Source organism: Spectribacter acetivorans, from assembly GCF_031846305.1.
Taxonomy (GTDB): domain Bacteria; phylum Pseudomonadota; class Gammaproteobacteria; order Nevskiales; family Salinisphaeraceae; genus Spectribacter; species Spectribacter acetivorans.
In genome coordinates this window covers 317757-342964 of record NZ_JAVRHY010000001.1, presented here as the reverse complement: position 1 = coordinate 342964, position 25208 = coordinate 317757, and the positions used below count along the sequence as shown (strand labels likewise).

The window sequence follows — 25208 nt, the reverse complement described above, 5'->3', positions numbered from 1 at the left end:
CTTGCAGCAATCCGGGCGCCGTTCGACAATCGGTGCCATGAACCATTGTCATCACAAATCCAGCCGCCGAACTGACGATCCGGATTCCGACTGAGGCCACCTGCCGTGAGCCTCGAAATCCTGGTCAATGTGGCACCGGGGGAGACCCGCGTTGCCCAGGTGGAAAACGCTTCTCTCCAGGAAGTCTTTCTGCAGCGCGATTCGCGCCGCGGCGTAGCGGGCAACATTTACATGGGCCGGGTGCAGCGGGTGCTGCCCGGCATGCAGGCGGCCTTCATTGAAATCGGGCTGGCCCGTACCGCCTTTCTCCACGCCAGCGATATCGTCCGCCAGCACGGCGAGGACACCATCGAGGCGCCCGGCATCCAGCAGTTGCTTGCTGACGGCGACAACGTGCTGGTGCAGGTGGTCAAGGAGCCGATCGGCAGCAAGGGCGCACGGCTGACCACCGAGTTGTCCATTCCCTCGCGGTTTCTCGTGCTGATGCCGCACAACGAGCAGGTGGCGGTGTCCGCCCGCATCGAGGACACGGACGAGCGCGAGCGGCTGATCGAAGTGGTCACCCGTCTGAAGACCCAGATGGAGATGCCGGGCGGGTTCATCGTGCGTACCGTTGGCGAGGGGGCCGAGCCGCATGCCCTGGCCGCGGACATGCGATTTCTCGCGCGTCTGTGGGAATCGATCAACGAGCAGGTCCGAACCGCCCAGCCCGCGACCCTGGTGCATGGCGACCTGCCGCTGGTCACCCGGATGATCCGGGATCTGCTCTCGCCGGCGGTCGAGCGCATCCGCATCGACGACGCCGAGGCCTGGCAGGAAACCGTGGACTTCGCCCGTCGCTTCGTGCCGGAGATGGTCGAACGTATCGAGCGTTATACCGGTGCCGCGCCCATCTTCGACCTGTTCGGGGTGGAGGACGAGATCGAACGGGCCCTGCAATCGACCGTGCCGCTGAAATCCGGCGGCAGCCTGGTGATCGAGCAGACCGAGGCGATGACCACGGTGGACGTGAACACCGCCGGCTTCGTGGGCAGCCGCAATCTCGACGAGACCATCCTGCGCACCAACCTGGAAGCCGCCCAGACGCTGGCCCGGCAGCTGCGCCTGCGCAACCTGGGCGGCCTGATCATCGTCGATTTCATCGACATGACCCTGGAGGCGGACCGCCAGCAGGTCCTCCGGATGCTCGAGAAGGCCCTGGCGCAGGACTCGGCCCGCAGCACCATCTACCCGATCTCGCCTCTGGGCCTGGTGGAGATGACCCGCAAGCGCACCCGCGACAGCCTGGAACATCAGCTGTGCGAGACCTGTCCCAGTTGCGGGGGCCGCGGTTCGGTGAAAACGCCGGAAACCGTCTGCCACGAGATTTTCCGCGACATCCTGCGGAGCGCCCGCCAGTTCGAGGCCCGGGAAATCCTGCTGCTGGCCAGCCCGGACGTGGTGGCGGTACTGCTCGATGAACAGGCCGAGGCACTGGCCGAACTGTCCGCTACCATTGATCGGCCGATACGCTTACAGGCGGAGTCGCTGTATCAACAGGCCAATTTCGATGTCGTACTGATGTAGCGGGGCTGCCGCGAGAACAGCTTCCGGCCGCAGGCGCCCACCGGCACAGACGTACAAACCAGTGACACCCACCGACACCATGCCGCCAGACACCAACCGAATGCGCCCGCGGGCCGACCGCGGCTGAGCCGCCGCCATGCGGCGCCGCAACCTGCGACTCAAGACCCTGCTGCTGGTCACCCTGGCCAGTCTGGTCATCGTGGCCGGACTGGCGGTGGGCGCCGTACGCCTGATCGACCGCACCCTGCCCGGCTACCGTGCCGAACTCACCGAACGCATCGGCGAGGAGCTAGAGCAGCCGCTGACTATCGGCCGCCTGGGTCTGGCCTGGGACTGGACCGGGCCGGTCCTGGAACTCAGCGATGTGGCGCTGCTGGAATCCGCCGGCGGCCCCACCGTGGTGCGCCTGGAGCAGCTGGCAGTACGCTTCAGCTTCGTGGACCTGTTGCGCGGCGGCCGCATTCCGCGCGACCTCACGCTGGTGGGGCCGCAGCTGGCGATCTACCGCGGTGATGACGGTGGGCTGCGTCTGCGCGGGCTGGCCAGCGGCGGCGGCCCGGCTTTCAGCCTGGACGATGCCGCCACCTGGCTGGATCGGGTGGATCGCATCCGCGTTCGCGACGGCCAGCTGGGCCTGGCCGCCGGCGCCAACACCCGGATACTGGGCACCCTGGATGATGTCGAACTGACCCTGCAATCGCAGGACAGCCGCCACCGGGTGATCGGCGATGCCGAACTGCCGCCGGCCTGGGGCGACCACGTGCATGCCGATATCTTCGCCTACGGCGATCTCACCCGCTGGCGGGATCTGGCCGCCAATGCCTACATCCGCCTCGGCGGCCTGAACGCACCGGAGCTGCTGTCCGAAGCCGGGCTGGAGACCGCCGGCCTCGAGGGCGGACACAGCGATGTTGAACTGTGGGTGGACTGGGCCGACCGGGCGCTGGACGGCGCGCGGGCCACGGCCGTCAGCGAGGCGCTTCGGGGTCGGGATGCCAGCCCCGTCGCCCCGCCGCTGCGGATGGACTTTAACGTTGAGCCCGACGCGGAGGGCTATGCCATCAACCTCGAATCGCTACGCGCGGATGATCGCCCCGTTGAGGCCAACGGCCGGGCCCGGTTGAATCCGGCGCTGACCAGCCTCAGCGGCGAGATCACCGATCTGCCGGCCAGCCTGGCAGCGGCCGCGGCGCGAGTGGGCCTGCTCGGCGCCCGGCAGCTAACGGGCCAGGGCCGGATATCACGGCTGTCGTTCCGGATGCCGCTGCGAACGCCGGGTCAGACACGAGGCCTGGTGGCCTTCGAGGACCTGGCCCTGGATCATGCGGGGCTGGGTCTGGCGCTGGGGCGAATCGACGGCCAGTCCACCCTCGGCCCCGAAGGCGCCACGCTGACGGTCGAAAATGTGGACGGCGGCCTGACCTGGCAGCGCTACGTGCGCGGCGAACTGCCGCTGACCAACGGTCGCGGCAAGCTGAGCTGGTCACCGGATAGCGGGGGCGGCGGCACGTTGCATCTGGCGGATGCCCGGCTGACCTCGGGGCAAACCACGTTTGCCGGCGGCGGCGAACTGAGCTGGGACGGGAACGGCGGTGCCCCGCGCGCCGATCTGACGTTCACCGGCGAATCGGCCGATCTCCCGCCGCTGTTCGCGCATCTGCCCCAGGCCGATGACATGCCCAACAAGCGGCTGCGGGACTGGCTGCCGCGCGCGATCACCGCGGCTCGCGTCACCAGCGCCGAGGTACGTCTGGCGGGTCCGCTATCGCAGTTTCCGTTCGCCGCGGGTAATGGCGAGTTCCGCGTCTCGGTGGTCGGCGAAGACGTGGACATGGCCTACAAGCCCGACTGGCCCGCGATGCAGGACATCGAAGGCCAACTCACGCTGGTTGGGGACACCCTCGACATCCAGGCCTCGCGGGGGCGCATCCTCGGCGTCGAGGTAGGGCCGGCCAGCGCCCATGTCCCCAACGTGCGCGAACCCGTCCTGGCGGTCGACGGGCGGCTCGACGAAGCCGGCGCCGATGCCATGATGCGCTTCATTCCCGCGTCGCCACTGGCCGACAAGTTCGGGCGGATTGCAGAAGTTCTCGAGGTCAGCGGGCCGGCGGGGCTGACGCTGGCCCTGTCGCTGCCGCTGAAGCCGGATCTCGATGCCGATGTGGCCGTGGACGGCACCATCGACCTGCGCGGCGTCACCCTCACGCACCCGGCGCTGCCACGGCCTCTGCAGGGCCTGGAGGGCGATCTGCGCTTCGACCTCAAGGGCCTGTATGCGCAGGGCATCGAGGGACGGTTCATGGGCATGCCGGTGCAGGCGGACCTGACCCCGGCCGGGGCCGACGGCCTGGCCATCGATGCCCGAGCCGACCTGAGCCTGCCGGCCCAGGCGCCATGGTGGGAACCGCTGTTGCCGGCCGACCTGGTGGCCCGCGCCGACGGCAGCGCCGTCTGGCAGGCAGGGCTGCGGGTGTCGGCCGGCGGCCGGATATCGGACCTCCGGCTGCACAGTGACCTGACCGACCTGGCCCTCGATCTGCCGGCCCCGCTGGGCAAGCCGGCCGGCACCAGCGCCCCGCTGTCGGTCACGGTCAGCGCCGACAGCAATCGCATCACCCTGGACTATGCCGACCGCTTGCGCGCCGAACTCCGCCGTACCGACGACCGTCTGCAGGCGGCGGACCTGGTATTCGGCACTGACCCGGTGAACCCGCCGGCCGGCGACGGTTTATGGGTGGGCGGGTATCTGGCCGAGCTGGACCTGCCGGCCTGGCAGGCCCTGTTGCCGACAGGCGGTGCCCGCAACGGATCTGGCCTTGGGCTGCGAGGCGGTGACCTGACCGTGGACCGGCTCCGACTGCAGGGTCAGGCAGTCCCGACGACGCGTTTCCGTGTAAAGCCGCTGCCCGCCGACCGCGGCTGGCAGGCCGATCTCAGCGGCGACGGCGCCACCGGCAACGTCCGCTGGGAGACCGGCAACAGCCGACCGACCGTGCATGCCCGGCTGGATCATCTGGCGCTGTTGCCGGCTGCGCGTACCGAACCCACCGATGATCAGGCGGCCACCGATGCCCCCATGGACCCCGGTCAGCTACCCGGCGTTGATCTTGCCATCAGTGAACTCTGGGTCGATGGCACCGCACTGGGGCGGTTGACCGCCACTGCCCGGGCCGTCGACAACGGCGTGGCCCTGGAAGAGCTTTCGCTGAACGGCAACGATACGCACCTGACCGGCCAGGGCCAGTGGACGCGGACCGGCGGGCAATCGCAGGCAACATTCGACAGCACCCTGGAGGGCAGCGGCCTGGCGCGGCTGATCCAGGCCCTGGGCTTCAGCCCCAGCGTGCGGGCCGACAAGGCGCGGGTGGTTACCGCGCTGCGCTTCGAACCGTCCGCCGCGGGTCTGGTGCCGGAAAGACTCAATGGGCACCTCAGCTTCAAGCTCGAGGACGGCACGCTGGTGCCGATCGAACCCGGCGCCGGCCGGGTGCTGGGGCTGGTGAATTTCTACGCCCTGCCTCGCCGGCTGCTGCTGGATTTCCGCGACGTGCTGAACGAGGGCATGGCCTTCGACCGGCTGCAGGGTGATTTCAACGTGACCGCGGGCGATGCTCGCACCGACAATCTGCGCATCAACACGCCGTCGGCCATCATCCGCATTCGCGGCCGGGTGGGCCTGGCGGCCCGAGACTACGATCAGCGGGTGACCATCGTGCCCAAGATGTCATCCGCCGCGGCCATTGCCGGCACCGTACTCGGCGGGCCCGCGGTGGGGGCCGCCCTGTTCGTGGCCCAGCGGCTGTTGCGCAAACCGATCGCGGAAATTTCCAGCGTGACCTATGATCTGACCGGCCAGTGGAGCGATCCGCAGATCGACCCCGTGGAAGAGGCCACCCAGGAGTAGACCCGAACCATGCCCAATGCTGCCGCCATCCAGATGGTTTCCGGTGCCGACCGCGACCGCAATCTGGCCGCCGCCGGCGAGCTGATCCGGCGCGCCGCCGATGCCGGTGCCCGGCTGGTTGTTCTGCCGGAGAACTTCGCCTTCATGGGCAAGCGCGAGTCGGACAAGCTGCGGATCGCGGAGCCCGACGGCAGCGGGCCGATCCAGGATTTCCTCGCCGACGCCGCCGCGGCCAGCAAGGTCTGGCTGGTCGGGGGTACGCTGCCGATCCGGGGCAACGATCGCAGCGATCGCGCATTCGCGACCTGCCCGGTCTACGCCGAGGACGGCGCCCGGGTGGCGCGCTTCGACAAGATCCACCTGTTCGACGTATCGGTGCCGGATACCGGGGAACAGTACAAGGAATCCGGCAGCACCATCCCCGGCACCGAACCGGTGGTCATCGATACCCCGCTGGGCCGCCTCGGGCTGACGGTGTGCTACGACCTGCGCTTCCCCGAACTCTACCGGCAACTGTCCGCAGCCGGCGCCGAACTGCTCGCGGTGCCCGCCGCCTTCACCGCCGCCACCGGCCGCGCCCACTGGGAAGTACTGTTGCGGGCGCGGGCGATCGAGAACCTGTGCTACGTGATCGCGCCGGATCAGGGCGGGCGCCACGCCAGCGGCCGGGAAACCCACGGCGACAGCATGATCGTCGACCCCTGGGGCCGCGTGCTCGACCGCGTTGCCGCCGGCCCGGGCCTGGCCATGGCCGATGTCGACGTGGCCGGACTGCTGCGCACCCGCGAACGCTTTCCGGCACTGACGCACCGCCGGCTGTAATCAACCGCCGCGTATTGGCCTGCCGCGTTCGCGCGGTTACGCTTGCCGGCTTTTCAAGGTGCGGGACCCACCCGATGCAAGACACGCTGTACGAATCCGATCTCACCAGCCTGACGTTGCTCAACCGCGGCAAGGTGCGCGACATCTATGCCGCCGATGCGGATCATCTGGTGATTGTGGCCACCGACCGCATCTCCGCATTCGACGTGGTCCTGCCCGACCCCATCCCCGGCAAGGGCGCGGTACTGACCTCGGTATCGCGTTTCTGGTTCGACCACTTCGGCGACCGCGTGGCCAGCCACGTGGCCGGCCGGGCGCTGACCGACTTCCTGTCGCCGGCCGAACTCGCGCAGGTATCGGGCCGCGCGATGCTGGTGAAGAGACTCACCCCGCTGCCCATCGAGGCCATCGTGCGCGGCTACCTCATCGGTTCCGGGTGGAAGGATTATCAGCAGACCGGCCGGGTCTGCGGCATCGAACTGCCAGCCGGCCTGGCACAGGCCCAGCAGTTACCCGAGCCGATCTACACACCCTCTAGCAAGGCCGAGGCCGGCGAACACGACGAGAACATCGATTTCGAAACCACCGTCAACCTGGTCGGCCGTGATCTGGCCGAGCAGGTACGCGACATCTCGCTGGCGATCTACCGGCAGGCAGCCACCTACGCTGCCGAGCGCGGCATCATCATCGCCGACACCAAGCTGGAATTCGGCACCGACGCCGACGGCCGGGTGGTACTCATCGACGAAGTCCTGACCCCCGATTCGTCACGCTTCTGGCCGGCCAGCGAGTACCGCACCGGCATCAGCCCGCCCTCGTTCGACAAGCAGTACGTCCGCGATTACCTCGAGACGCTGGACTGGAACAAGACCGCGCCGGGACCGCGGCTGCCTGACGAGGTGCTGCACAATACCGCGGCCAAGTATCGGGAGGCGCAGAGGCGGTTGACCGAGTAGGCCAGTCGTCCGTTCGAAGCGGACAGTCAAGATCGGCGACACTTCATGATGCGACTCATGCTGCTAAACGGAAGAATTTCGCCCTGAAGGGCGAGTTCCTTTTCTTGCGCGCCCAAGAAAAGCAACGAAAAGAAGGGCGCCCGAACCGCTTGTCCCCCGGTCAGCGCAGCCGCGCTGACCGGGGGATTCCCGCCCGACCGCCGGCGCATGAAGCGGGCCGTGCCGACAGGACATCGTGTCCTGAACGGCACTAAACGGGCCATCCGTGGCCCGTTTACCCGATGCCCCGGCGATCGGGCGGCAAGCGCTAACGGGAGGAAGAAGCAGCCGAACCCGGATGTGGCACCTTTTTTATTCCCGTCGGGACGAGCCGAGCACTGCAGGGCGGCGAGGTTCCAGGCCCGAAGGGGCGCGCCCAGGACGGGCGCGCGGTTTCCGGCAGTACAAGGATGTACTGTCGGAAACCCCCTCGCCGACCGAAGCGCACAGGGCATCCTGCCTCGAACCCCGTTCGAGGCAAGACTCGCCCGCCGGAAGCGCTTCTTTGGTGACTTTCTTGTCGCACAAGAAAGTCACCCGGCCCGCTTCAGCGGGGCGGAATCTTCTTCTTTAAATTGCCGCGGAAATTAGATCGGCGCCATGAATGGCACCCTGCGGCCCTCCAGCAAAACGCCCCCACATCAGACACCATCCCGAACGATATCCGTGGCCTCAAGCAACGGCAGCTCCACACGACCCCCGATGGTCACCGCCGGCACCAACAGATCGCGGGACAGCGTCACCGGGTACTGCGGATGGAATCCGAACACCTGCAGCCCCAGTTCCGTGCCGGCCGGCAACCGCTCGGCAATAGCCACCATGTCCAGCTCATGGGTGTCGAAGCCGCGCACGGGCGTGAGCTGGTCGTCCACCATGTCCCAGCGCTGCTGGCCGGGCGGCCGTTGGACCACTGCGAACAGCAGGATCGGATCGCAACCGGTTGGCAGCAGACCCGGCAGAACCTCCAGGGCGCAGTCCAGGCCCAGATCGCCGAGCAGGGAAATGACCGGCTCCACGGTCACGGAAAGACGGGGCACGCCCGCCAGAATGCGCGGCTGATCCACCGTGGCGAGCGGCGTCGTGCCCAGTTCCAGGGGCTCGAGCACTTCCCCGCCCGCCAGCGAAGCCAGCACGCCAGTCAGGCTGTTGGTTTCGGTGGTCATGGCCAGGTCGAATGAGGTGCCGCCGGCGGCAACCTCGTCGACGGTTATCGCGTCACCCTCGGCGAGGCTGAGACAGATCTCGTCGCCGATCGGCAGCGCCGAATCCAGCGCCGCCGAATCACGCTTGAGCTTGGCTTCGAACCAGCCGAAGCGCACATCGTCCAGATCGAGACCGCCACAGCTGAAACTGCCGCCGCTGTCCTGAAACGCAGGCGGGTTAATCGCCGCGTAGAAGGGGTCGAGCGGGTCCTCAAGACCCAGGGTTTCCAGGCTTGCCGGCAGCACATGCCCGGTCTGGTGCGTCAGCAGACGCACGTCGCCACCGGCCTGGCGCAGACAGGAATAGTTTTCCAGCGCCTCGTTGACGTTGAACAGGGTGTCCTTGAACCCCTGGGTGATCAGGGCGTCGACGGCCGGCGGCGGGGTGCCGGGGCTGAATGCCCGCGGGTCGGGCATGCCCACCACGAAGCCATCCTGCGGCCCGGCGACCTGCGCGTCACAGAAATGCCGGAAGCTGTGATAGGCCAGCAGATTCCGACCCGAGTCGGACAGTCGATTGGTGAGCGCCCCGTCCGCGAGAATTTCGACGATCAGCGGATCCTGGCGCAGATTCTGGCGCTCCAGCGCCAGCGTGACGAGTTCGTCCACCAGCGCTTCCGGCCCGGCGCCGCCGGTCGCCAGCCCCAGCAGCGGCAGTTCGCCACCGGCGATCAGGGCCAAGGCCCAGCCGGACTTGATCGCGCCGCCGGGGTTGAGCGAGAAGGTCAGATCATGCGGAGTGATATCCGGCGCGATCACGCGCAGCCGCTGTTCCGGGTCCGCCGCCGCGAGCAGCACCTGATACATGCCCCCGTAGGAACCACCGTAGCTGCCCACCACCATGCGCCCGTCGCGGTAGGCCAGCTGCTCGAGGTTGGCTTCGGTCCAGTCCAGCAGGGCAATCAGGTCAAGGCCCTCGAAATCCGGGGACTGGATACGCACGGTGCCGGAGGATTCCCCGAATCCCCGCTGATCGAACGAGATCACGTAATAGCCGGCGTCGCGCAGGCGCTGCTGGAAATCGCTGGGGGTGGCGTTGCGGCTGCCGCCGTAGCCGTGACTGTGCAGCACCAGCGGGTAGGTCTCGCCATCGGTCACGGTTGACGGCTCGAATACCTGGGCGATCAGGGTATCGTCGGTGCTCGGTACCTGGATGGCCTGGCGGTAGGTTTCGCCGGCGCGGCTGGCCGGATCGGGGTTGCCGGGATCACCGGGGTCACCGCCGTTGTCGCCGCCGGGGCCGAGACTCAGACCACCCCCGCCGGAATCGCCACCACAGGCGGCGAGCAGAAACAGGGCGGCCAGGGCCGTTATCAGCGGCCGCACCGACAATTCGCGCATGGGAATCTCCTCCGACCGGCGTCGAGGCCGGCTCGATTATTGGTCGTTCCATCCCATTATTACGCAGAAATGACGGCGATGGATCAGGTAACGGTGATTTTCAACAGATCGCTTTCCGGATTATCGGGCGTGATCAGGGCGGCCAGCGCCGGAAAGAACGCTGCCGGCACGAACACGGATTCGGGGGTGAAAATGCCCGGTTCCGGCAGACGGCGATCGACAATCGCCTGGACGCCAAGCGCGAGAACGCTGCCCGCCAGTTCGGCGTAGCTGCTGGCCGGCACTGCCGTCAGTTCGGCCAGGGCCGAGGCGTTGCGACCGGCCCGCTGTCCCTCGGCCAGGGCAAACAGCTCGGGTACCGCCGTTGGCGGTGCCACTCCCCCGCTGAATCGCCGCAGACGCCGGCCCAGACCGGGCCCGGGAAAGGCGCCGGCGGCCAGCAGCCCGGCCAGACGGTCGACTTCATCCTCGGCACCGGTATTACTGCGCATCAGCGCCTTCCAGCCGTGGTGCTGGCTGGCGGTCAGGGCAATCAGGCTCGGCGCATCGGCCAGGTCCGGAAACCGGCGGCCCAGCGTCACCGCTTCCGGATGACCGAACTGATAGAACACACGACTGCCGTAGCCGGGCAGCGAGAGCTTCACCGGGGCCAGCGCCTCGGCGAGTTCCCGGGCCCCGTGGCGGTACACCGACACCTGCCCGCTGGCCTGCTGCACCCGGTGGAGGTCCAGCGCGGTGGCCGTGTCCCGCGGCCCGCGATTGTCCGCATCGCTCAGCCGGCCGTCGGCGCGCCAGGCAGTGGCCAGCCGCCGGGTGTCGTCGAGGGCTTCGAGAGCCGCCACCGCCAGCAGGTTGGTCACGCCGGGGCTGGCGCCCAGGCCGATCAGCGCGGGCACGCCGGCGGTTCGGGCCTGCCGGTCCAGCACCAGCATGCCGAGGGTAGTTTCCGGATCGTCGCAGGCATCCAGGTAAGGGCGGCCGGCGGCCAGGGCCGCCTTCAGCACGATCAGCCCGTAACGAAAATAGGGCCCGCTGGTGTTGAGCACCACATCGGCCGAGGCCACCGCGGCGTCAAGCGCCGCCGCATCGCAGATGTCCAGCGTCAGCGGCGCGGCCGATGCCCCCAGCTCGGCGGCAGCCGCAGCGGCCGCGGCACCGTCATAGTCGGCCACGGTGATACGAGCCACCGCGGGCAGCTGACGAATGCGGTCCAGAGCGGCACGGCCCAGCGCGCCGCCACCGCCCACGGCGAGCAGATGCATGGTGCGTCGGGCGGCTGGTCAGTCCGACTGACCGAACAACGCGTTCAGCTTCTGCTCGTACTCGTGGTAGCCGAGGTGCTCATAGAGGTCGTTGCGGGTCTGCATGCCGTCGAGCACGTTCTTCTGGGTGCCATCGGCGCGGATCGCTCCGTAGACATTTAGAGCGGCCTGGCTCATGGCACGGAAGGCCGACAACGGGTACAGCACCATGCGCACGCCCTGGGCGGCGAGTTCCTCGGTAGTGTAGAGGTCGGTGGCGCCGAATTCGGTGATATTGGCCAGCACCGGCGCGCCGATGTCGACAAAACGCTGGTACATGGCAATGTCGGTCATCGCCTCCGCGAACACGAAATCGGCGCCGGCTTCCACGCAAGCCGCGGCACGTTCCACGGCGGCGTCCAGGCCTTCCACGGCCAGCGCATCGGTGCGGGCCATCACCAGCATTTCGTCACGCGCGTCCACCGCGGCCTTCACCCGGTCGACCATTTCCTGCTGGGAGACGATGGCCTTGCCCGGCCGGTGCCCGCAGCGCTTGGCCGCGACCTGGTCCTCGATGTGCACGCAGGCGGCGCCGCCGCGCTCCATCTCGCGAATGGTGCGGGCGATGTTGAAGGCGCTGCCCCAGCCGGTGTCGATGTCGACCAGCAGCGGCACGTCGGTGGCGGCGGTAATGCGGCGCACGTCCTCGAGCACGTCGTTCATGCTGGTCATGCCCAGATCCGGCAGGCCGTAGGACGCGTTGGCCACGCCGCCGCCGGACAGATAGATGGCGCGGAAGCCGCTGTGTTCGGCCAGCATCGCGCTGTAGGCGTTGACGGCCCCGACGATCTGCAGGGGGTTCTCTTCGCTGAGCGCGTGATTGAAGCGTTGCGCGGCACTCGCCATCAGGTTGTCTCCGTTGTGCTGTTTCGAGCCCGTTATTTTACGCCAGGCCACATGAAACGGCCCCACCTGATGGTGGGGCCGTGCCGGTCAACACCCGCCGCGGCGGGTCGCGATACCCGAATATCTAGACGAAATACTTGATCGTCCAGTTGATCAGCTTGCGCGTGAACGGCGTGTAGGGCGGGTGCATCAGGTGGGTCGACGAGAAGCGATCGCGCACGATGCCCCGCTCGTGCGAGAAGCTCTTGAAGCCCCAGTGACCGTGGGCCATGCCGATGCCGCTGTTGTTAACCCCGCCGAACGGCAGATTGCCGTGCAGGTACTGCATCATCACCGTGTTGATGGCGGTACCGCCGGCCGAGGTGCCGCCGATGACGCGATCGACAAACGCGTTGTCCTTGCCGAAGACGTACAGCGCCAGCGGCTTGGGCCGGCTGTTGATGTCGTCGATCACTTCACGGGTGTCCTTGAAGGTCATGATCGGCATCAGCGGCCCGAAGATCTCTTCCTGCATGATCTCGGCATCGGGCTCGATGTCGGTCAGCAGGGTCGGGGCCAGGAAGTCCTGGGCGTCGTCATGCTGGCCACCCGCCAGCACCCTGGCGCCACGAGACTGCGCGTCGTCCAGCAGATGCTTGATCCGCTTGTAGTGCTTGTTGTTGACGATGCGGGCGTAGTCCGCATTCGACTCGATACTCTCGAGCGAGCCGTACATCGTCTCCAGCCGCTGCTTGATCGCCTCGACGAACTCATCCTTCACGTCGGCGTGGACGTAGGTCAGGTCGGGCGCGATGCAGGTCTGGCCGTTGTTGAAGAACTTGCCCCAGGCCACCGCACGGGCCGCCTTGTCCAGGTCGGCGCTCTTGTCGACGATCACCGGCGACTTGCCGCCCAGCTCCAGCGTAACCGAGGTCAGATGCTTGGCCGCGGCGCCCATGATGATCTTGCCCACCGCCGGGGAGCCGGTGAAGAAGATGTGGTCGAACGGCTTGTCCAGCAGGTTCTGCGAGGTTTCCACCGCGCCCTGGAACACGGCGATCTCGGATTCGTCGAATACCTCGCGCACCATGTCCTCCATCAGCTGGGAACAGTGCGGGGTCATCTCCGAGGGCTTGAGGATCGCGGTATTGCCGGCCGCCAGCGCCGACACCAGTGGCGAGAAGGTGAGATTGACCGGGTAGTTCCACGGCGACACGATCAGGCTCACACCCTTTGGCTCGTAGCGCACGTGCGCCTTGGTGCCCAGCATTGCCAGCGTGGTGGGCACCTTCATCGGCTTCATCCACCGCTTGGTATGGCGGATGGCGTCGTTGGCCTCCATCACCACCGGCATGATCTCGGTCATGTCGACCTCGGCCGGCGGCTTGCGGAAATCCTTGTAGCAGGCTTCGTGGATTGCCTCGGTGCGGTCGAGCAGCGCCTGCTTGAGTCGCTTGATCTTGGCGATCCGCTCGGCGGCGGTGCTCGTGCGCAGGGTCAGGGCCCGCTTCTGCTGCAGCGCGAATACGCGCTCGATCTCGGTGGCCTGATTGTCCGGTGCCTGGGCAAACCGGTCGCGAATGTCCTGTACGGCAGTACTCATGATCACTCCTCCTGTCGTGCGCCCCCGATGCGCTACGGAAGCCACACTCTACTATGTCAGGGCCATCGGCAGTTATGCCGAACCTAAGTCGTGGCCAGGCCGCTTTCGCCCATCGCCATCCGCGCCAGCTCCGGCCGGACCGCGTGGGCACGAAAGAACGTATGCGCCAGGGCGGCAATCAGACGGCGACTGCGCTCGGGGTTGCTGCGCCGCAGCGGCAGCACGATCGCTTCCATCGTGGCCATCACCGCCTGGGCCATGTCCACGACGGGGATATCCAGCGTCAGGTCGCCGTCGTCCACCGCCGCCTGGATGGCCTGGCCAATGACCCGGGCCGACGCCTCCTCGAACTGCGCCTGTACCGCGCGCGCCTCCGCGACGTCCGCGGTGGACGGCATCAGCCAGTAGCCGGCCACGCCCTCGTCCACCGCCGGGTCCGCCAGCAGCGTTCCCATGCCGCGAAAGATCGCCATCAGACGCTCGATCGGGGTGTCCTCGGCCGCCATGCGGGTGAACACGTGGCGGCGGAACAACGCGTTCAGCTGGCGCACGCAGTCGGTATACAGGGCTTCCTTGCCGTCGTAGTGCCAGTAGAGCGCGGCCTTGGTCAGACCGGCGGCTCGGGCCACGGCCAGCATCGACACGCCGTCATAGCCGTAACGGCCGAACAACGAGAATGCGGCCTCGCGGACCTGCTTGAGGGTATCGCCCTGTTCACTGGCGGGGCGGCGGGGCATGGGCGTGCCATCGCGGGAATTTGGCCAAAGGATAGCATGCTATTGACTTACCGGTCGGTTAATTTTATCGTCCGACTTATTGCTGCACTGAACGGCGCAGCCGGAATTGACCACTCGGTCAATTCGATCAACGAGGAGACTGGTCAACATGAGTGTCACCACCGCCGAACTCGCCCGCGCCCACGACAGCAAACGCTATCTCTGGCTGTGGGGCGCCGTCGTCGCCTTCCTGCCGATGATCGGCGGGGCGCTTGCCTGGCTCACCGGCAGCAGCTGGGCCTGGTTTTTCGCCCCGGCCTTTCTCTACGGGCTGGTTCCGCTCGCCGACTGGTTGGTGGGCGACGACGACAGCAACGCCGACGACAGCGTGCTGCGCCAGCTCGAGGACGATCCCTACTACCGCTGGTGCACCTACCTGTTCATCCCGGTCCAGTACGTGGTGGTGGTCTGGGCCGCCTGGCTGGTGGGCAGTGGCTCGCTCGACTGGGTGGCACTGACCGGCCTGACCTGGTCGCTTGCCATCCTCTCCGGCGTGGGCATCAACACCGCGCACGAACTCGGGCACAAGAAGCCCGCCGGCGAGAAGTGGCTGGCCAAGATCGCGCTGGCCCCGGTGGCCTACGGGCATTTCTTCGTGGAGCACAACAAGGGCCACCACCGGCGCGTGGCCACCCCCGAGGACCCGGCCAGCTCGCGCATGGGCGAATCCTTCTACCGCTTCCTGCCACGCACGGTGATCGGCAGCCTGACCTCGGCCTGGGAGATCGAGAAGCAGCGCCTGGCCCGCTGTGGCAAGAGCGTGTGGTCGTTCGAGAACGAGAACCTTCAGGCCTGGTCCATGACCGTGGTGCTGTTCGGCGGCCTCGCGCTGCTGTTCGGCTGGGTCGTGCTGCCGTTCCTGCTGATCCAGGCCGCCATCGGGGCCTCGTTGCTGGAAGCCGTCAACTACCTCGAGCACTACGGCCTCAAGCGCCGGCAGGGCGATGACGGCCGCTACGAGCGCTGCAAGCCGGAACACTCCTGGAACAACAACCACATCGTGACCAACGTGCTGCTCTACCACCTGCAGCGCCACTCCGACCATCACGCCAACCCCACCCGCCGGTTCCAGGCCCTGCGCCACTTTGACGATGCCCCGCAGCTGCCCACCGGCTACGCCGGCATGATCGTGCTGGCCTATATTCCCTGGCTCTGGTACCGGGTGATGGACCCGAAGGTGGTCGCCCATTACGACGGCGACCTGGACCGGGCCAATCTGCAGCCCGGCCGGGAAGCCGCGCTCAAGGCGCGGTACGCCGCCGCCTGACACCGATCGACGGACCCGCCTGCAGCGCCCCGTTGCCGATTCGGCAACGGGGCTTTCTTTCGACTTGACCCCGTAGTCAACTCCGGGGTGACAATGGCGACCATGAACGCGCTTTCCGAGTCCGACATGACCATCGGCCAGCTGGCCCGCCGCGCCGGCTCGGACGTGGAAACCATCCGCTACTACGAACGTCGCGGCCTGCTGCCGCCGCCCCCGCGATCCGGCAACGGCTACCGCCGCTATCCGCCGGACGCGGCCCGCCGGCTGCGATTCATCCGGCGGGCCAAGACCCTGGGCTTCACCCTGGCCGAGATCGGCGAACTGCTAAGCCTGCGGGAAGCCGGCAACAACCGGGCCGCCGTGAAGGAGCTGGCCCGGGCCAGGCTGGCGGACCTAGACGCGCGACTGGCCGACCTTCAGCGCATGCGCGACGCCCTGGCGGATCTGGACCAGCGCTGCTCCGGGCGCGGCACCGTCAGCGGCTGCCCCATCATCGAAGCGCTCGATCAGGAGACAACAGCATGAACGACACCGCAACCGATCAGACCTGCGAACACGGCGGCCACACCAGCGGGCTGTTCAAGTCCTCTGCCCACGTCACCCTGCACTGCCTGACCGGCTGCGGGATCGGCGAGCTGCTGGGGCTGGTCATCGGCACGCTGGCCGGCTGGGGCGCGTTCGCGACCATGAGTCTCGCGGTGGTCCTGGCCTTCGTGGTCGGCATCAGCCTGGCGGCGGTCACGGTCATGCGTAATCACGGCCTGGCCCTGGGCGCGGCGCTGGCGACCGTCTGGCTGGGCGAGGTGGCCTCGATTTCCGTGATGGAGATTGCCATGAACGGCATCGATTACGCCGTGGGCGGTGTGCAGGCCGGGTCGCTGGCGGCGCCGATATTCTGGATCGGCTTCGGCCTGGCCCTGCCCTGCGGCTATCTCGCGGCCTGGCCGGTGAACTACTGGCTGCTCACCCGCAATCTCAAGCATTGTCACTGAGGCGCCGCCAGATTTATTTCGCACGGCCGTTTGGGCTATGCTCGCGGCCGTTCCAGCTGATTTTCCGGAGACCCGCGTGAGCCGCAAGACCCCCGACAACCCGCCGCCGCAGAACAGCCTCGTCCGGGCCCTCGTGGTGCCCGTCGGCCTGTTCGTCGGCGCCATCATCCTGGCGTTGCTGGTGATCACGTTCGGTGATCGCATCACCGGCGGTGGCGGCACCGACAGCACCGCAAGCCGTGACGGCCGTACGCTGGACCCGCAGACCATGGAACAGCTGGCCACCGAATTCGACCGCCGCGGCGTGGCCTACGGGCCGGACGATGCGCCGGTGGTGGTGCGGGAATTCGCCGACTATCAGTGCCCGGCCTGCGCCGCCTTCGCGGATACTGCGGCGCGCATCCGCGAGAACTATGCCGACGAGGGCAAGGTGCGCTTCGTGTTCTACGACTTCCCGCTGCCCATGCATCAGCATGCGCGCCAGGCGGCGGCGGCGGCCCGCTGCGCCGGGCGGCAGGGCGAGTTCTGGGCGTACCACGAAGTCCTGTTCGAGCGGCAGTCCCGCTGGTCCTCGGCCGGCAACGTGACCAACGAGTTCCTCGATATGGCGGTGGAAAGCGGCGTCGACGCTGATGCCCTGGAACAGTGTCTGGACGAGGGGGCAGCCGACCAGCGGGTGGCCCAGAGCGCGGCCGTAGCCGAGCAGCTGCGCGTGACCTCCACCCCGACAACCATGGTGGGCAACAAGGTATTTCCCGGGGTGGTCGATTACGACACCATCGCCGCCGAAATCGACACCCAGCTGCGGACCGCGGGTCAGTAAAGCAGGCTGATCAGCGCCCGCAGGCCGTAGGCGCCCCCGCCGACGACCACCAGGCCGGCCAGCCAGAGGCCGGCGAACCAGGCCAGCCGCTGCGGCCACGAACGCCGCACCGGCGGCCGCGTTTCCTCATCCTGCCGGTTCAATGGTACCCCGTCGAGGCGGTGACCTTGCCGCGGAATACCCAGTACGAGTAAGCGGTGTAGAACAGGATGAAGGGCAGCAGCGCAACCAGCCCGACCAGCAGGAAGCCCTGGGTGGCGGGCGGCGAGGCCGCGTTCCAGATGGTCAGGTGCGGCGGCAGGATATGCGGCCAGATGGAAATGGCCAGCCCCGCATAACCCACCGCGAACAGCCCCAGCGAGTACAGAAACGGCTTGAACGTGGCCCGTCGGCCCAGGCTGCGGTACAGCCCCGCGCACAGCGCCAGGGTGATAACCGGCACCGGCAGCAACCAGACGATGTTGGGCCAGCCGAACCAGCGCTGGGCATAGGCGTCATCGAGAAACGGCACCCACAGGCTGACCAGGGCCATGAATACCACCACGGCGGCCAGCAATGTGCGGCTCCAGCCGTAGGCACGGGTCTGCAGCGGCCCTTCCGCCTTGATCACCAGCCAGGTGGCGCCGAGCAGGGCATACCCGGCCACCAGCGCCAGCCCGGTCATCAGGGCAAACGGGGACAGCCATTCGAAACTGCCGCCGGCATACTGATTGTTTACCACGTTGATCCCGTGGACCAGTGCGCCCAGCGAAACGCCCTGGCAGAAGGTGACCACTACCGACCCGGCCTGGAAGGCCAGATTCCAGCCCCGCTTGTCGCGCGCCTTGAACCGGAACTCGAACGCCACGCCGCGGAAGATCAGCGCGATCAGCATCAGCGTCAGCGGCAGGTACAGCGCCGTCAGCATGGCCGAATAGACCGGGGGGAACGCCGCCAGCAGACCGGCCCCGCCCAGCACCAGCCAGGTCTCGTTGCCGTCCCAGATGGGGGCGACCGAGTTCATCATGATGTCGCGCTCTTCCTCGGTGGCAGCCAGGCGCGACAGCATGCCGATGCCCAGCACGAAGCCGTCCAGCAGCACGTACATGAATACGCCGAAGCCGATGATTCCGAACCAGATCAGGGGAAGCCATTCCACCATGGTCAATCCTCCGGGAGCTCGTCCGGCAGCGACATCGGCCGCGCCGGGGTCTTGAAGCCGGACGTGCGTGGTGGCGGTGCTTCCGGCCCCTGCCGGATCAGCCGCAGGATGTAGTAGAGCCCGGCGCCGAACACCACGGAGTAGACACACACGAACGTGATCAGGCTGGCGGCCACTGCGCCGGCGGGAATCGGCGACACCGCGTCGGCGGTGCGCATCACACCATAGACCACCCACGGCTGACGCCCGATTTCCGCGGTAAACCAGCCGGCCAGCACCGCCACGAAGCCGGCCGGCGCCATCCAGACCATGAAGCGGTGATACCAGCCGGGCTCGAACAACCGGCCGCGCCACCACAGCCACAGCCCCCAGACCGCCGCGAGCAGCATCAGCATCCCCAGCGCCACCATCACCCGGAAGGCGTAGAACACCGGAATCACCGGCGGACGGTCTTCCACCGGGAACGCATCCAGTCCCAGCACTTCGCCGTCCAGATCATGCGCCAGGATCAGGCTGCCCAGCTTCGGGATGGCGATTTCGTAATGATTGGTCTCGTTCGCCGGATCAGGTATCGCAAACAGATACAGCGGGGCCCCGCGCCGGGTTTCCCAGTGGCCCTCCATCGCCGCTATCTTGGCCGGCTGGTGCTCCTGCACGTTCAGCCCGTGGAAATCGCCGGCCACGATCTGCAGCGGCGCAGTGATGGCGATGAAACCCACGCCCATGGCCAGCATCACCTTCGCCCCCTGGGGCGCCAGCCCACGGCGCAGGTACCAGGCCGCCACTCCGAGAATCACGAATGCCGTGGTCAGGTAGGCCGCCAGCACCATGTGGGCCAGACGATAGGGAAACGACGGGTTGAACACGATCGCCCACCAGTCGGTGGGATGGAAGATGCCGTCGCGCAGTTCGAAGCCCGCGGGCGTGTGCATCCAGGAATTGGCGGACAGAATCCAGAAGGTGGACAACAACGTGCCCACCGCCACCATCACCGTGGCCAGGAAGTGCAGGCCACGGCCCACGCGATCCCAGCCGAACAGCATGATGCCGAGGAACGTCGCCTCCAGGAAGAAGGCCGTGAGCACCTCGTACGACAGCAGCGGGCCCAGCACATTGCCGGTGGCCTCGGCGAACACACTCCAGTTGGTGCCGAACTGGAAGCTCATCACGATGCCCGACACAACACCCATGCCGAACGACACCGCGAATATCTTCACCCAGAAGCGATAGAGCCGGCGGAAGACATCCTTGCCGGTGCCCAGCCACAGGCCTTCGAGCATGGCCAGCCAGCTTGCCAGCCCGATGGTGAAGGCCGGAAACAGGATGTGGAAGCTGACCACGAAGGCGAATTGCAGGCGGGAAAGAAGTAACGCATCCATGGCAGGCCCCTGCTACCCCGTGGGGTATTAAGCCGAATGGCAGACAACTCGACATGCTACCGCATTGTGCGCCGCAGTAGAAAAGATTACGGCCTGCTCAGTTGACGCTGACCGGTCCGGCACGGTTTAGTAGCGGCCACCATAACAATCGTCGCCGGCGCTGACAGTCGGCCCGATGCGCGCCACGCCCGCGGGCTGGCCCGCCGGATACCGTGCTTCCACCCGGCTGCATGGTCGATGCGGGAGTTGCTCATGAATCCACCACCAACCCGGTGGCCGATCGTCGCCGAGGGGTGCCGCGGTTGAGTCGCCGCCAGCGGCAAACGCGCCGGACGGGCGATCAGGTGATTGCTCACAAGCTGTTCGCACCGGCCGGCACGCCGGGCGCGGTACGCCGGGATGCCATTCTGCAACGGATTCTCGGCCGCAACAGCCCGCGCGTGGTGCTACTCCAGGCCCCCGCCGGTCACGGCAAGACGACCCTGCTGCAACAGGCCTGGAGCGCCTGCGACGCCCAGGGCATGCGCTGCGGCTGGCTGACCTTCGACGAGGCTGATAACGACATCACGCGCTTCGCCGCCCACATGCAGGCACTGGTGGATACCGTGGCGAGCCGGGAAGACGCGCAGGATATCCCGACTCAGGCGCGGGGGCGTACCCAGCACGCGGACTGGCTGACCACGCAGCTGGTGGCCATCGGCCGCCCGGTGGCGCTGTTCCTGGACGAGTTCCAGACCCTGTCCAACCGCCCGGTCCTGAGCTTCTTCCGCAACCTGTTCGAATCGGTACCGGCGGAGGTGCGCATTTTCGTGGGCACCCGCACCCTGCCGCGGGTGGGGCTGTCGCGCCTCGAGGTGAACAACCGGGCGATGGTGATCCGGCCGGCGGATCTGTGCTTTTCCCGGGACGAGGTGGTCCGCTTCTTCCAGGACGTCAGCGACCTGGGCATGCGGCCGGAGGAAACCGCCGCCATTCACGACCGCACCGAAGGCTGGCCCGCCGCGGTGCAGCTCTACCGGCTGTCGCTCGCCCAGCCGTCGGTACGCGAATCGCTGCGCGACATCGCCGATTTCCGGCCCCGCCCGCTGGCGGACTACCTGGCCGACAATGTGCTGCAGCTGCAGACCCCGGCGGTCCAGCAATTCCTGTTGCAGAGCTCACTGCTCACGCGGTTGTCGGCGCCGTTGTGCAATGCGGTGCTCGAACGCGACGACGCCCAGCGCATGCTGCAGGCGCTGGAAAGCGCCGGCCTGTTCCTGCGCAGCCTCGACGCTGAAGGCTACTGGTTCAAGTACCACACCCTGTTCTCCTCGTTCCTGGCCGACCAGTTGCAGGAACAGGACCCGGAGGCCGCCCGCCGCATCCACGAGCGAGCCGCCCGCTGGTTCCACGACCACGGCCTGCACGAGGAGGCCATCCACCATGCCCTCGCCAGCGGCGACGCCGACTTCGGCGCCCGGATTCTGGACAGCTGGACCACCATGCTGATTGCCGAGGGCAATCTGATGACCGTGGAGCGCTGGAGCGAGCGCATCCCCGCCAGGCAGTTGCGGGCCAACCCGGACCTGGTGGTCAAGATTGTCTGGGCGCTGACATTCCTGCGCCGGCACCGCAAGCTCGCCCCCCTGCTGGCCATGATCGAGGACATCCCCGCCACCGAGCGGGCCCGCATGCAGACCCATCCGGCCGTAGTGCTGTCGATGGCCGCGGTGGTCCGGGATGACATTCAGGAGGCCGCCGACATCGTGGCCACCATGGACGTGCGCGACAGCCAGGTCGAGGGCTTTCACGCCTTCGAACTAGGGGCGGCGGCCAATCTGGAAGGCTATCTGGCGATGACCCGGGGCGAGTTCGAATCCGCCCGCGAAATCCTGTCGCTGGCCCGCGCCCACTCGGACCGCGGCGACGCCACCTTCAGCTGGGGCTATTCGGTGGGTACGGCCGCCATGAACCTGCTGCTGCAGGGGCAGACGCAGGACGCCATCGGCATGTTCCGGCAGTGTCTGGACGAGCCGCGGGTGCAGGTGGACGACTCCTTCGCCTCGGCCGCGATCGTGGCCTGCTACGTGCACGCCCTGTACGAGGTCGACGACATCGACACCGCGCTGGACCAGTTCCGGCGTTATCACGATGTGATCGCCGACGCCGCGCTGCTGGACTACCTGGCGCTGGCCTATTTCTCCGCCGCCCGCATCCATGACAGCCGCGGCGACGGCAAGCGCGCCACCACCGTCCTCGAGGAGGCGGAAACCCTCGGCCATGCCAGTCGCTGGCCGCGGCTGCTGCGACTGGTCGGCTGGGAGCGGGTACGTCGGGCACTGGCAGCTGACGAAGTCGACCATGCGCGGCGCATTGCCGCCGCGATCCAGGCCGAACCGGCGCCGCTACCGACCGGGTGGCTGCCGTTTGCAGAGGACACCGCCGGCGAGGCCATCGGCAGAATCCGGCTGGGCCTGCGCGAGGCCAATCCGGAAGCGGCCATGCGCCTGATCTCGACCGAACAATCCGCGGCCGCCGCCCAGCGGCGGACCCGGCGGCAGATCAAGCTGCATATCCTGGAGGCCATCGGCCACCGCCGCCTCGACAACGCCAACGCGGCCCATCGCTCGCTGCGACGGGCGCTCAATCTGGCGGCGCCGGCCGGCCTGGTCCGGACCTTCCTGGAGGAAGGCCCGGCGGTGATCGACCTGCTGCGCAGCGATCTGGCAATACTGACCAGCAGCGCCGGCGTGGAAGGCGCCGAGGGCCCCGTGCAGCAGTTCGTGGTGCGCATTCTGGCCACCGCCGGCGTGGTGGATGCCGACGCGGTCCGCACCCCGGCCGGGGATCCCCACCGCCCGCTCGAACCCCTGACCGAACGCGAGAGCGAAATCCTGCAGTTGCTGGCCAACGGGGCCTCCAACAAGGACATCGCCCGTCACGTGTTCGTGTCCGAGAACACCGTGAAATTCCACCTCAAGAACATTTACTCGAAACTCGGGGTCAACAGCCGGGTGCAGGCGATCAGCGCCGCCCGGCACATGCAGCTGCTGTAGCGGCTCACGCTACGGCGCGAAATCCTTCACGCCGCTGTCCTCACCCTCGGCCTCGGCTTCTTCCTGCTCACGCAGCGCCGGCCGCAGATGCATGCGCGCCACGCCGTAGCGAACCGCCTGCAGGAAACGGTCCAGCTGCTCGCGCTGGGTGGCGAGTGTGTCGATGGCCACCGAGGCCAGGCGCTGGATTTCGGTGTCCGCCGCCTTGTCCAGCATCGCCATGACCCGGCTGTCCACCTGCCCGGCCACGGCCCGTGACGCGCCGCCGTCATAGGCCACCGGGCGCGCCGTGGCAGTAGGCGCCTGCGCCAGCGCCGTCTGCAACCGGCGGATGCGCCGGATGTTGGCCAGCGGTTCGCTGAACGCGTTGGAGGCCAGCATTCGCTGGACCCAGCGCGAGCTGGCCAGCGAGTCGCCCAGGGCCTGACGGCGCCACTCGCGGCCCAGCGCCGTGAGCGAGTCACCCGCCGCCGGCAGCGACACCGGTTCGCCGCCTTCCAGTCCCTCGATCGCGCGCGTCAGCTCGTCACGCACCGCCTGCAGCATGTCCATGGCCTGCGCGTACTGCTGCTGGGCGGCGCCGTAGGCTTCGAATTCCTCCAGCAGATAGGGAATCGCCACCAGCGCCTCCTGCACCGCCTCGTGGCGGGGATTGCGCTGGGTCAGCGTCTGCCAGGCCACCAGCGCCCGCTGGCGCTGCTGTTCTTCCTCGGCGGCGATATCTGCGATGGGATAGGTACCGAGCTGTACCTTGCTGTAACCATCCGCACTGAAGCGGTCGCGCTGGTCGCTGCGCTGCAGACGGCCGGATTCGGTGTCGGCAATACCGTAGGTCCCGGCCTCGGGCTCGTCGCCGATCGCGACCCGCTGCTGGCGGTCGCCGGGTGGCGTGATCTCGGCCCGGCCCAGCCCCAGCAGGGCTACCGGGGACAGCGGCCCGTGCAGACGGACCCGCTGGAACATGTGCTTGGCGGTGGCGCTCTGGTCGGCGTTGAGGAAACTGAACCCCAGCAGCACGTTCGCACGATCGCGAAGCAAGCGTTGTGCCGGCGTGAACGGCGTCAGCCTGCCGATCCGGTCCAGCAGCGTTCGGCCCTTGGCCACCTCCCCGCTGCGCAGCCAGGCGACCGCCAGGTTGTAGCGCATGGTCAGGCTCTGGTTGTTGGCGTCGTCCACCTCGGTGATGACTTCCAGCGCGTTCTCGCCGCTGGCCAGCGTGGCCGCGGCCTGCGCGAAGGCGCCTTCGGCCATCTGCAGGCGCGAGAGCGTATCCTGCCAGCGCACCCGCTGCGCCGGGGTAAGAAACTGTTTCGCTTTGTCCAGCCGACGGCCGGCCGGGCCGTAATTGCCGCGCTTGAGATCCAGCTCGGCCAGGCGCAGGCGGATATCCTCGAACGGTTCGCGCTCGGCGCCGAGCCGTGTGTACGTCTCCACCGCCTGTTCCGCCTGCTCGGCCATGCCGAAGTCGAGATAGACGTGGGCAAGCAGGGCGAAGTAGGCCGGCTTGAGGTTTTCCTGCCCGCTGACTGCAGCCATGTCGATCAGTTCGATCATGGCCTCGAAGGACTGGTCGCGGGCGCGCAGATAGCGAGTGAGGGCCAGGCGCGGGTCTTCGGCTTCCTCGCGCCACTGCCACGGCTTGGGGTCGAGCCGCCGGTTCATCTGCAGCGCGGCGGGGGCGGCCGGCAGGATCAGCGCTTTGCGGGCCTCGCCCTTGTCGAACTCGAGATCGATCTCGCCGGTGAGTTGCGTCCCGTCCGGCTCGGCATCCCGCAGGCGTCCCGCGAACTCGAGCCGCACCCGATGCGAGCCGGGTTCGACGTTGGTGCGCACCACCCGGTCGAGCCGCCGCTCGTCGCTGTGCAGCAGCAGGGCCTCGGCGCGGGAATAGCGCTTGTTGGTCACCCGCCGGCCATCAAGGAACAGCGTGACCTCCTCCAGTACGAAGGACGGTACGTTGATGCCGATGAATATCGAGACATCGGTTTCCGCGGGGAAAGCCACGGACTGGGCCTCGCCCCGGCGGGCCGACAGCAGGTCGAAGGCCCGCTCCTGGGTCATGGCGACCGCCCGCTGTTGCTCGGCGGCCTGGCCGCGGTCGGTGGCGGCCAGGGCCAGGCCGGCCGGCAGCAGTAACAGCGCGGCCAGCGCGCCCGTTCGCAGTTGATACAACATCCTGTCGTTCACGTTCGGTCGGACGGGGGCGCGGCAGCGCCGCGGTGCGTCCAATATGCCA

At 67.6% G+C, this 25208-nt stretch carries 18 protein-coding genes; 9 read left to right on the top strand and 9 right to left on the bottom strand.

Annotated elements, in window-relative coordinates; all coding sequences use genetic code 11:
- Positions 1–105 precede the first annotated feature (105 nt).
- From rng to RM531_RS01520, 4 genes are all read left to right on the top strand, one after another.
- On the top strand, positions 106–1566 hold the full coding sequence (gene rng, locus RM531_RS01535) for a ribonuclease G (RefSeq protein ID WP_311656763.1): 1461 nt from the start codon (positions 106–108) through the stop codon (positions 1564–1566).
- A 136-nt stretch (positions 1567–1702) separates the two neighbouring features.
- Positions 1703–5470 carry a YhdP family protein gene (locus tag RM531_RS01530; RefSeq protein ID WP_311656762.1) on the top strand — a complete coding sequence of 1256 codons (3768 nt, stop codon included), beginning with the start codon at positions 1703–1705 and terminating at the stop codon, positions 5468–5470.
- 9 nt (positions 5471–5479) lie between these two features.
- Complete coding sequence (locus RM531_RS01525) at positions 5480–6292, top strand: carbon-nitrogen hydrolase family protein (protein ID WP_311656760.1); 813 nt, start codon at positions 5480–5482, stop codon at positions 6290–6292.
- A 74-nt stretch (positions 6293–6366) separates the two neighbouring features.
- The gene (locus RM531_RS01520) at positions 6367–7248 is read left to right on the top strand and encodes a phosphoribosylaminoimidazolesuccinocarboxamide synthase (RefSeq protein WP_311656759.1); all 882 of its coding nucleotides are present in this window, start codon (positions 6367–6369) and stop codon (positions 7246–7248) included.
- A 680-nt stretch (positions 7249–7928) separates the two neighbouring features.
- On the opposite strand, the gene RM531_RS01515 is transcribed toward RM531_RS01520, so the two are convergent.
- The 5 genes from RM531_RS01515 to RM531_RS01495 all read right to left on the bottom strand — a co-directional run bounded on the left by RM531_RS01515 (position 7929) and on the right by RM531_RS01495 (position 14296).
- Positions 7929–9830, bottom strand: a complete 1902-nt coding sequence (locus RM531_RS01515; protein ID WP_311656757.1) for an alpha/beta fold hydrolase — start codon at positions 9828–9830, stop codon at positions 7929–7931.
- 83 nt (positions 9831–9913) lie between these two features.
- Positions 9914–11092 carry a saccharopine dehydrogenase NADP-binding domain-containing protein gene (locus tag RM531_RS01510; RefSeq protein WP_311652341.1) on the bottom strand — a complete coding sequence of 393 codons (1179 nt, stop codon included), beginning with the start codon at positions 11090–11092 and terminating at the stop codon, positions 9914–9916.
- Between the two features lie 18 nt (positions 11093–11110).
- Entirely contained in the window at positions 11111–11977 is an 867-nt protein-coding gene (gene prpB / locus RM531_RS01505; RefSeq protein ID WP_311652342.1) for a methylisocitrate lyase, read from the bottom strand.
- A 124-nt stretch (positions 11978–12101) separates the two neighbouring features.
- Positions 12102–13559, bottom strand: coding sequence for an aldehyde dehydrogenase family protein (locus RM531_RS01500; RefSeq protein WP_311656755.1), 1458 nt, complete (start codon positions 13557–13559; stop codon positions 12102–12104).
- A gap of 83 nt (positions 13560–13642) precedes the next feature.
- Positions 13643–14296, bottom strand: coding sequence for a TetR/AcrR family transcriptional regulator (locus RM531_RS01495; RefSeq protein WP_311656753.1), 654 nt, complete (start codon positions 14294–14296; stop codon positions 13643–13645).
- Between the two features lie 148 nt (positions 14297–14444).
- On the opposite strand from RM531_RS01495, the gene RM531_RS01490 reads away from it, so the two are divergent.
- From RM531_RS01490 to RM531_RS01475, 4 genes are all read left to right on the top strand, one after another.
- A complete protein-coding gene (locus RM531_RS01490) occupies positions 14445–15602 on the top strand; it encodes an alkane 1-monooxygenase (RefSeq protein ID WP_311656751.1) in 1158 nt (385 codons plus the stop codon).
- Positions 15603–15704: 102 nt separating this feature from the next.
- Positions 15705–16127 (top strand): MerR family transcriptional regulator, encoded by a 423-nt coding sequence (locus tag RM531_RS01485; RefSeq protein WP_311656749.1) that lies wholly within the window; start codon positions 15705–15707, stop codon positions 16125–16127.
- Positions 16124–16594 (top strand): DUF4396 domain-containing protein, encoded by a 471-nt coding sequence (locus RM531_RS01480; RefSeq protein WP_311656748.1) that lies wholly within the window; start codon positions 16124–16126, stop codon positions 16592–16594. Before RM531_RS01485 ends, RM531_RS01480 begins: the two co-directional genes overlap by 4 nt.
- A 76-nt stretch (positions 16595–16670) precedes the next feature.
- Positions 16671–17417, top strand: coding sequence for a DsbA family protein (locus RM531_RS01475; RefSeq protein ID WP_311656747.1), 747 nt, complete (start codon positions 16671–16673; stop codon positions 17415–17417).
- Here RM531_RS01475 and RM531_RS16050 read toward each other — a convergent pair.
- From RM531_RS16050 to RM531_RS01465, 3 genes are read right to left on the bottom strand one after another with little or no spacing between them, the layout of a single operon-like run.
- Entirely contained in the window at positions 17411–17527 is a 117-nt protein-coding gene (locus RM531_RS16050; RefSeq protein WP_349255276.1) for a DUF2474 domain-containing protein, read from the bottom strand. The two genes, RM531_RS01475 and RM531_RS16050, sit on opposite strands and share 7 nt — an antisense overlap.
- Before the next feature lie 29 nt (positions 17528–17556).
- On the bottom strand, positions 17557–18564 hold the full coding sequence (gene cydB / locus RM531_RS01470; protein ID WP_349255366.1) for a cytochrome d ubiquinol oxidase subunit II: 1008 nt from the start codon (positions 18562–18564) through the stop codon (positions 17557–17559).
- On the bottom strand, positions 18561–19937 hold the full coding sequence (locus tag RM531_RS01465; protein ID WP_311656743.1) for a cytochrome ubiquinol oxidase subunit I: 1377 nt from the start codon (positions 19935–19937) through the stop codon (positions 18561–18563). The genes cydB and RM531_RS01465 overlap by 4 nt, the downstream gene beginning before the upstream one ends.
- Before the next feature lie 344 nt (positions 19938–20281).
- Here RM531_RS01465 and RM531_RS01460 point away from each other — a divergent pair, with 344 nt between their 5' ends.
- Complete coding sequence (locus tag RM531_RS01460) at positions 20282–22972, top strand: winged helix-turn-helix domain-containing protein (RefSeq protein WP_311656741.1); 2691 nt, start codon at positions 20282–20284, stop codon at positions 22970–22972.
- 9 nt (positions 22973–22981) lie between these two features.
- Here the strand turns inward: RM531_RS01460 and RM531_RS01455 are convergent, their stop codons facing one another.
- On the bottom strand, positions 22982–25147 hold the full coding sequence (locus tag RM531_RS01455; RefSeq protein WP_311656740.1) for a hypothetical protein: 2166 nt from the start codon (positions 25145–25147) through the stop codon (positions 22982–22984).
- Between the last annotated feature and the right edge of the window lie 61 nt (positions 25148–25208).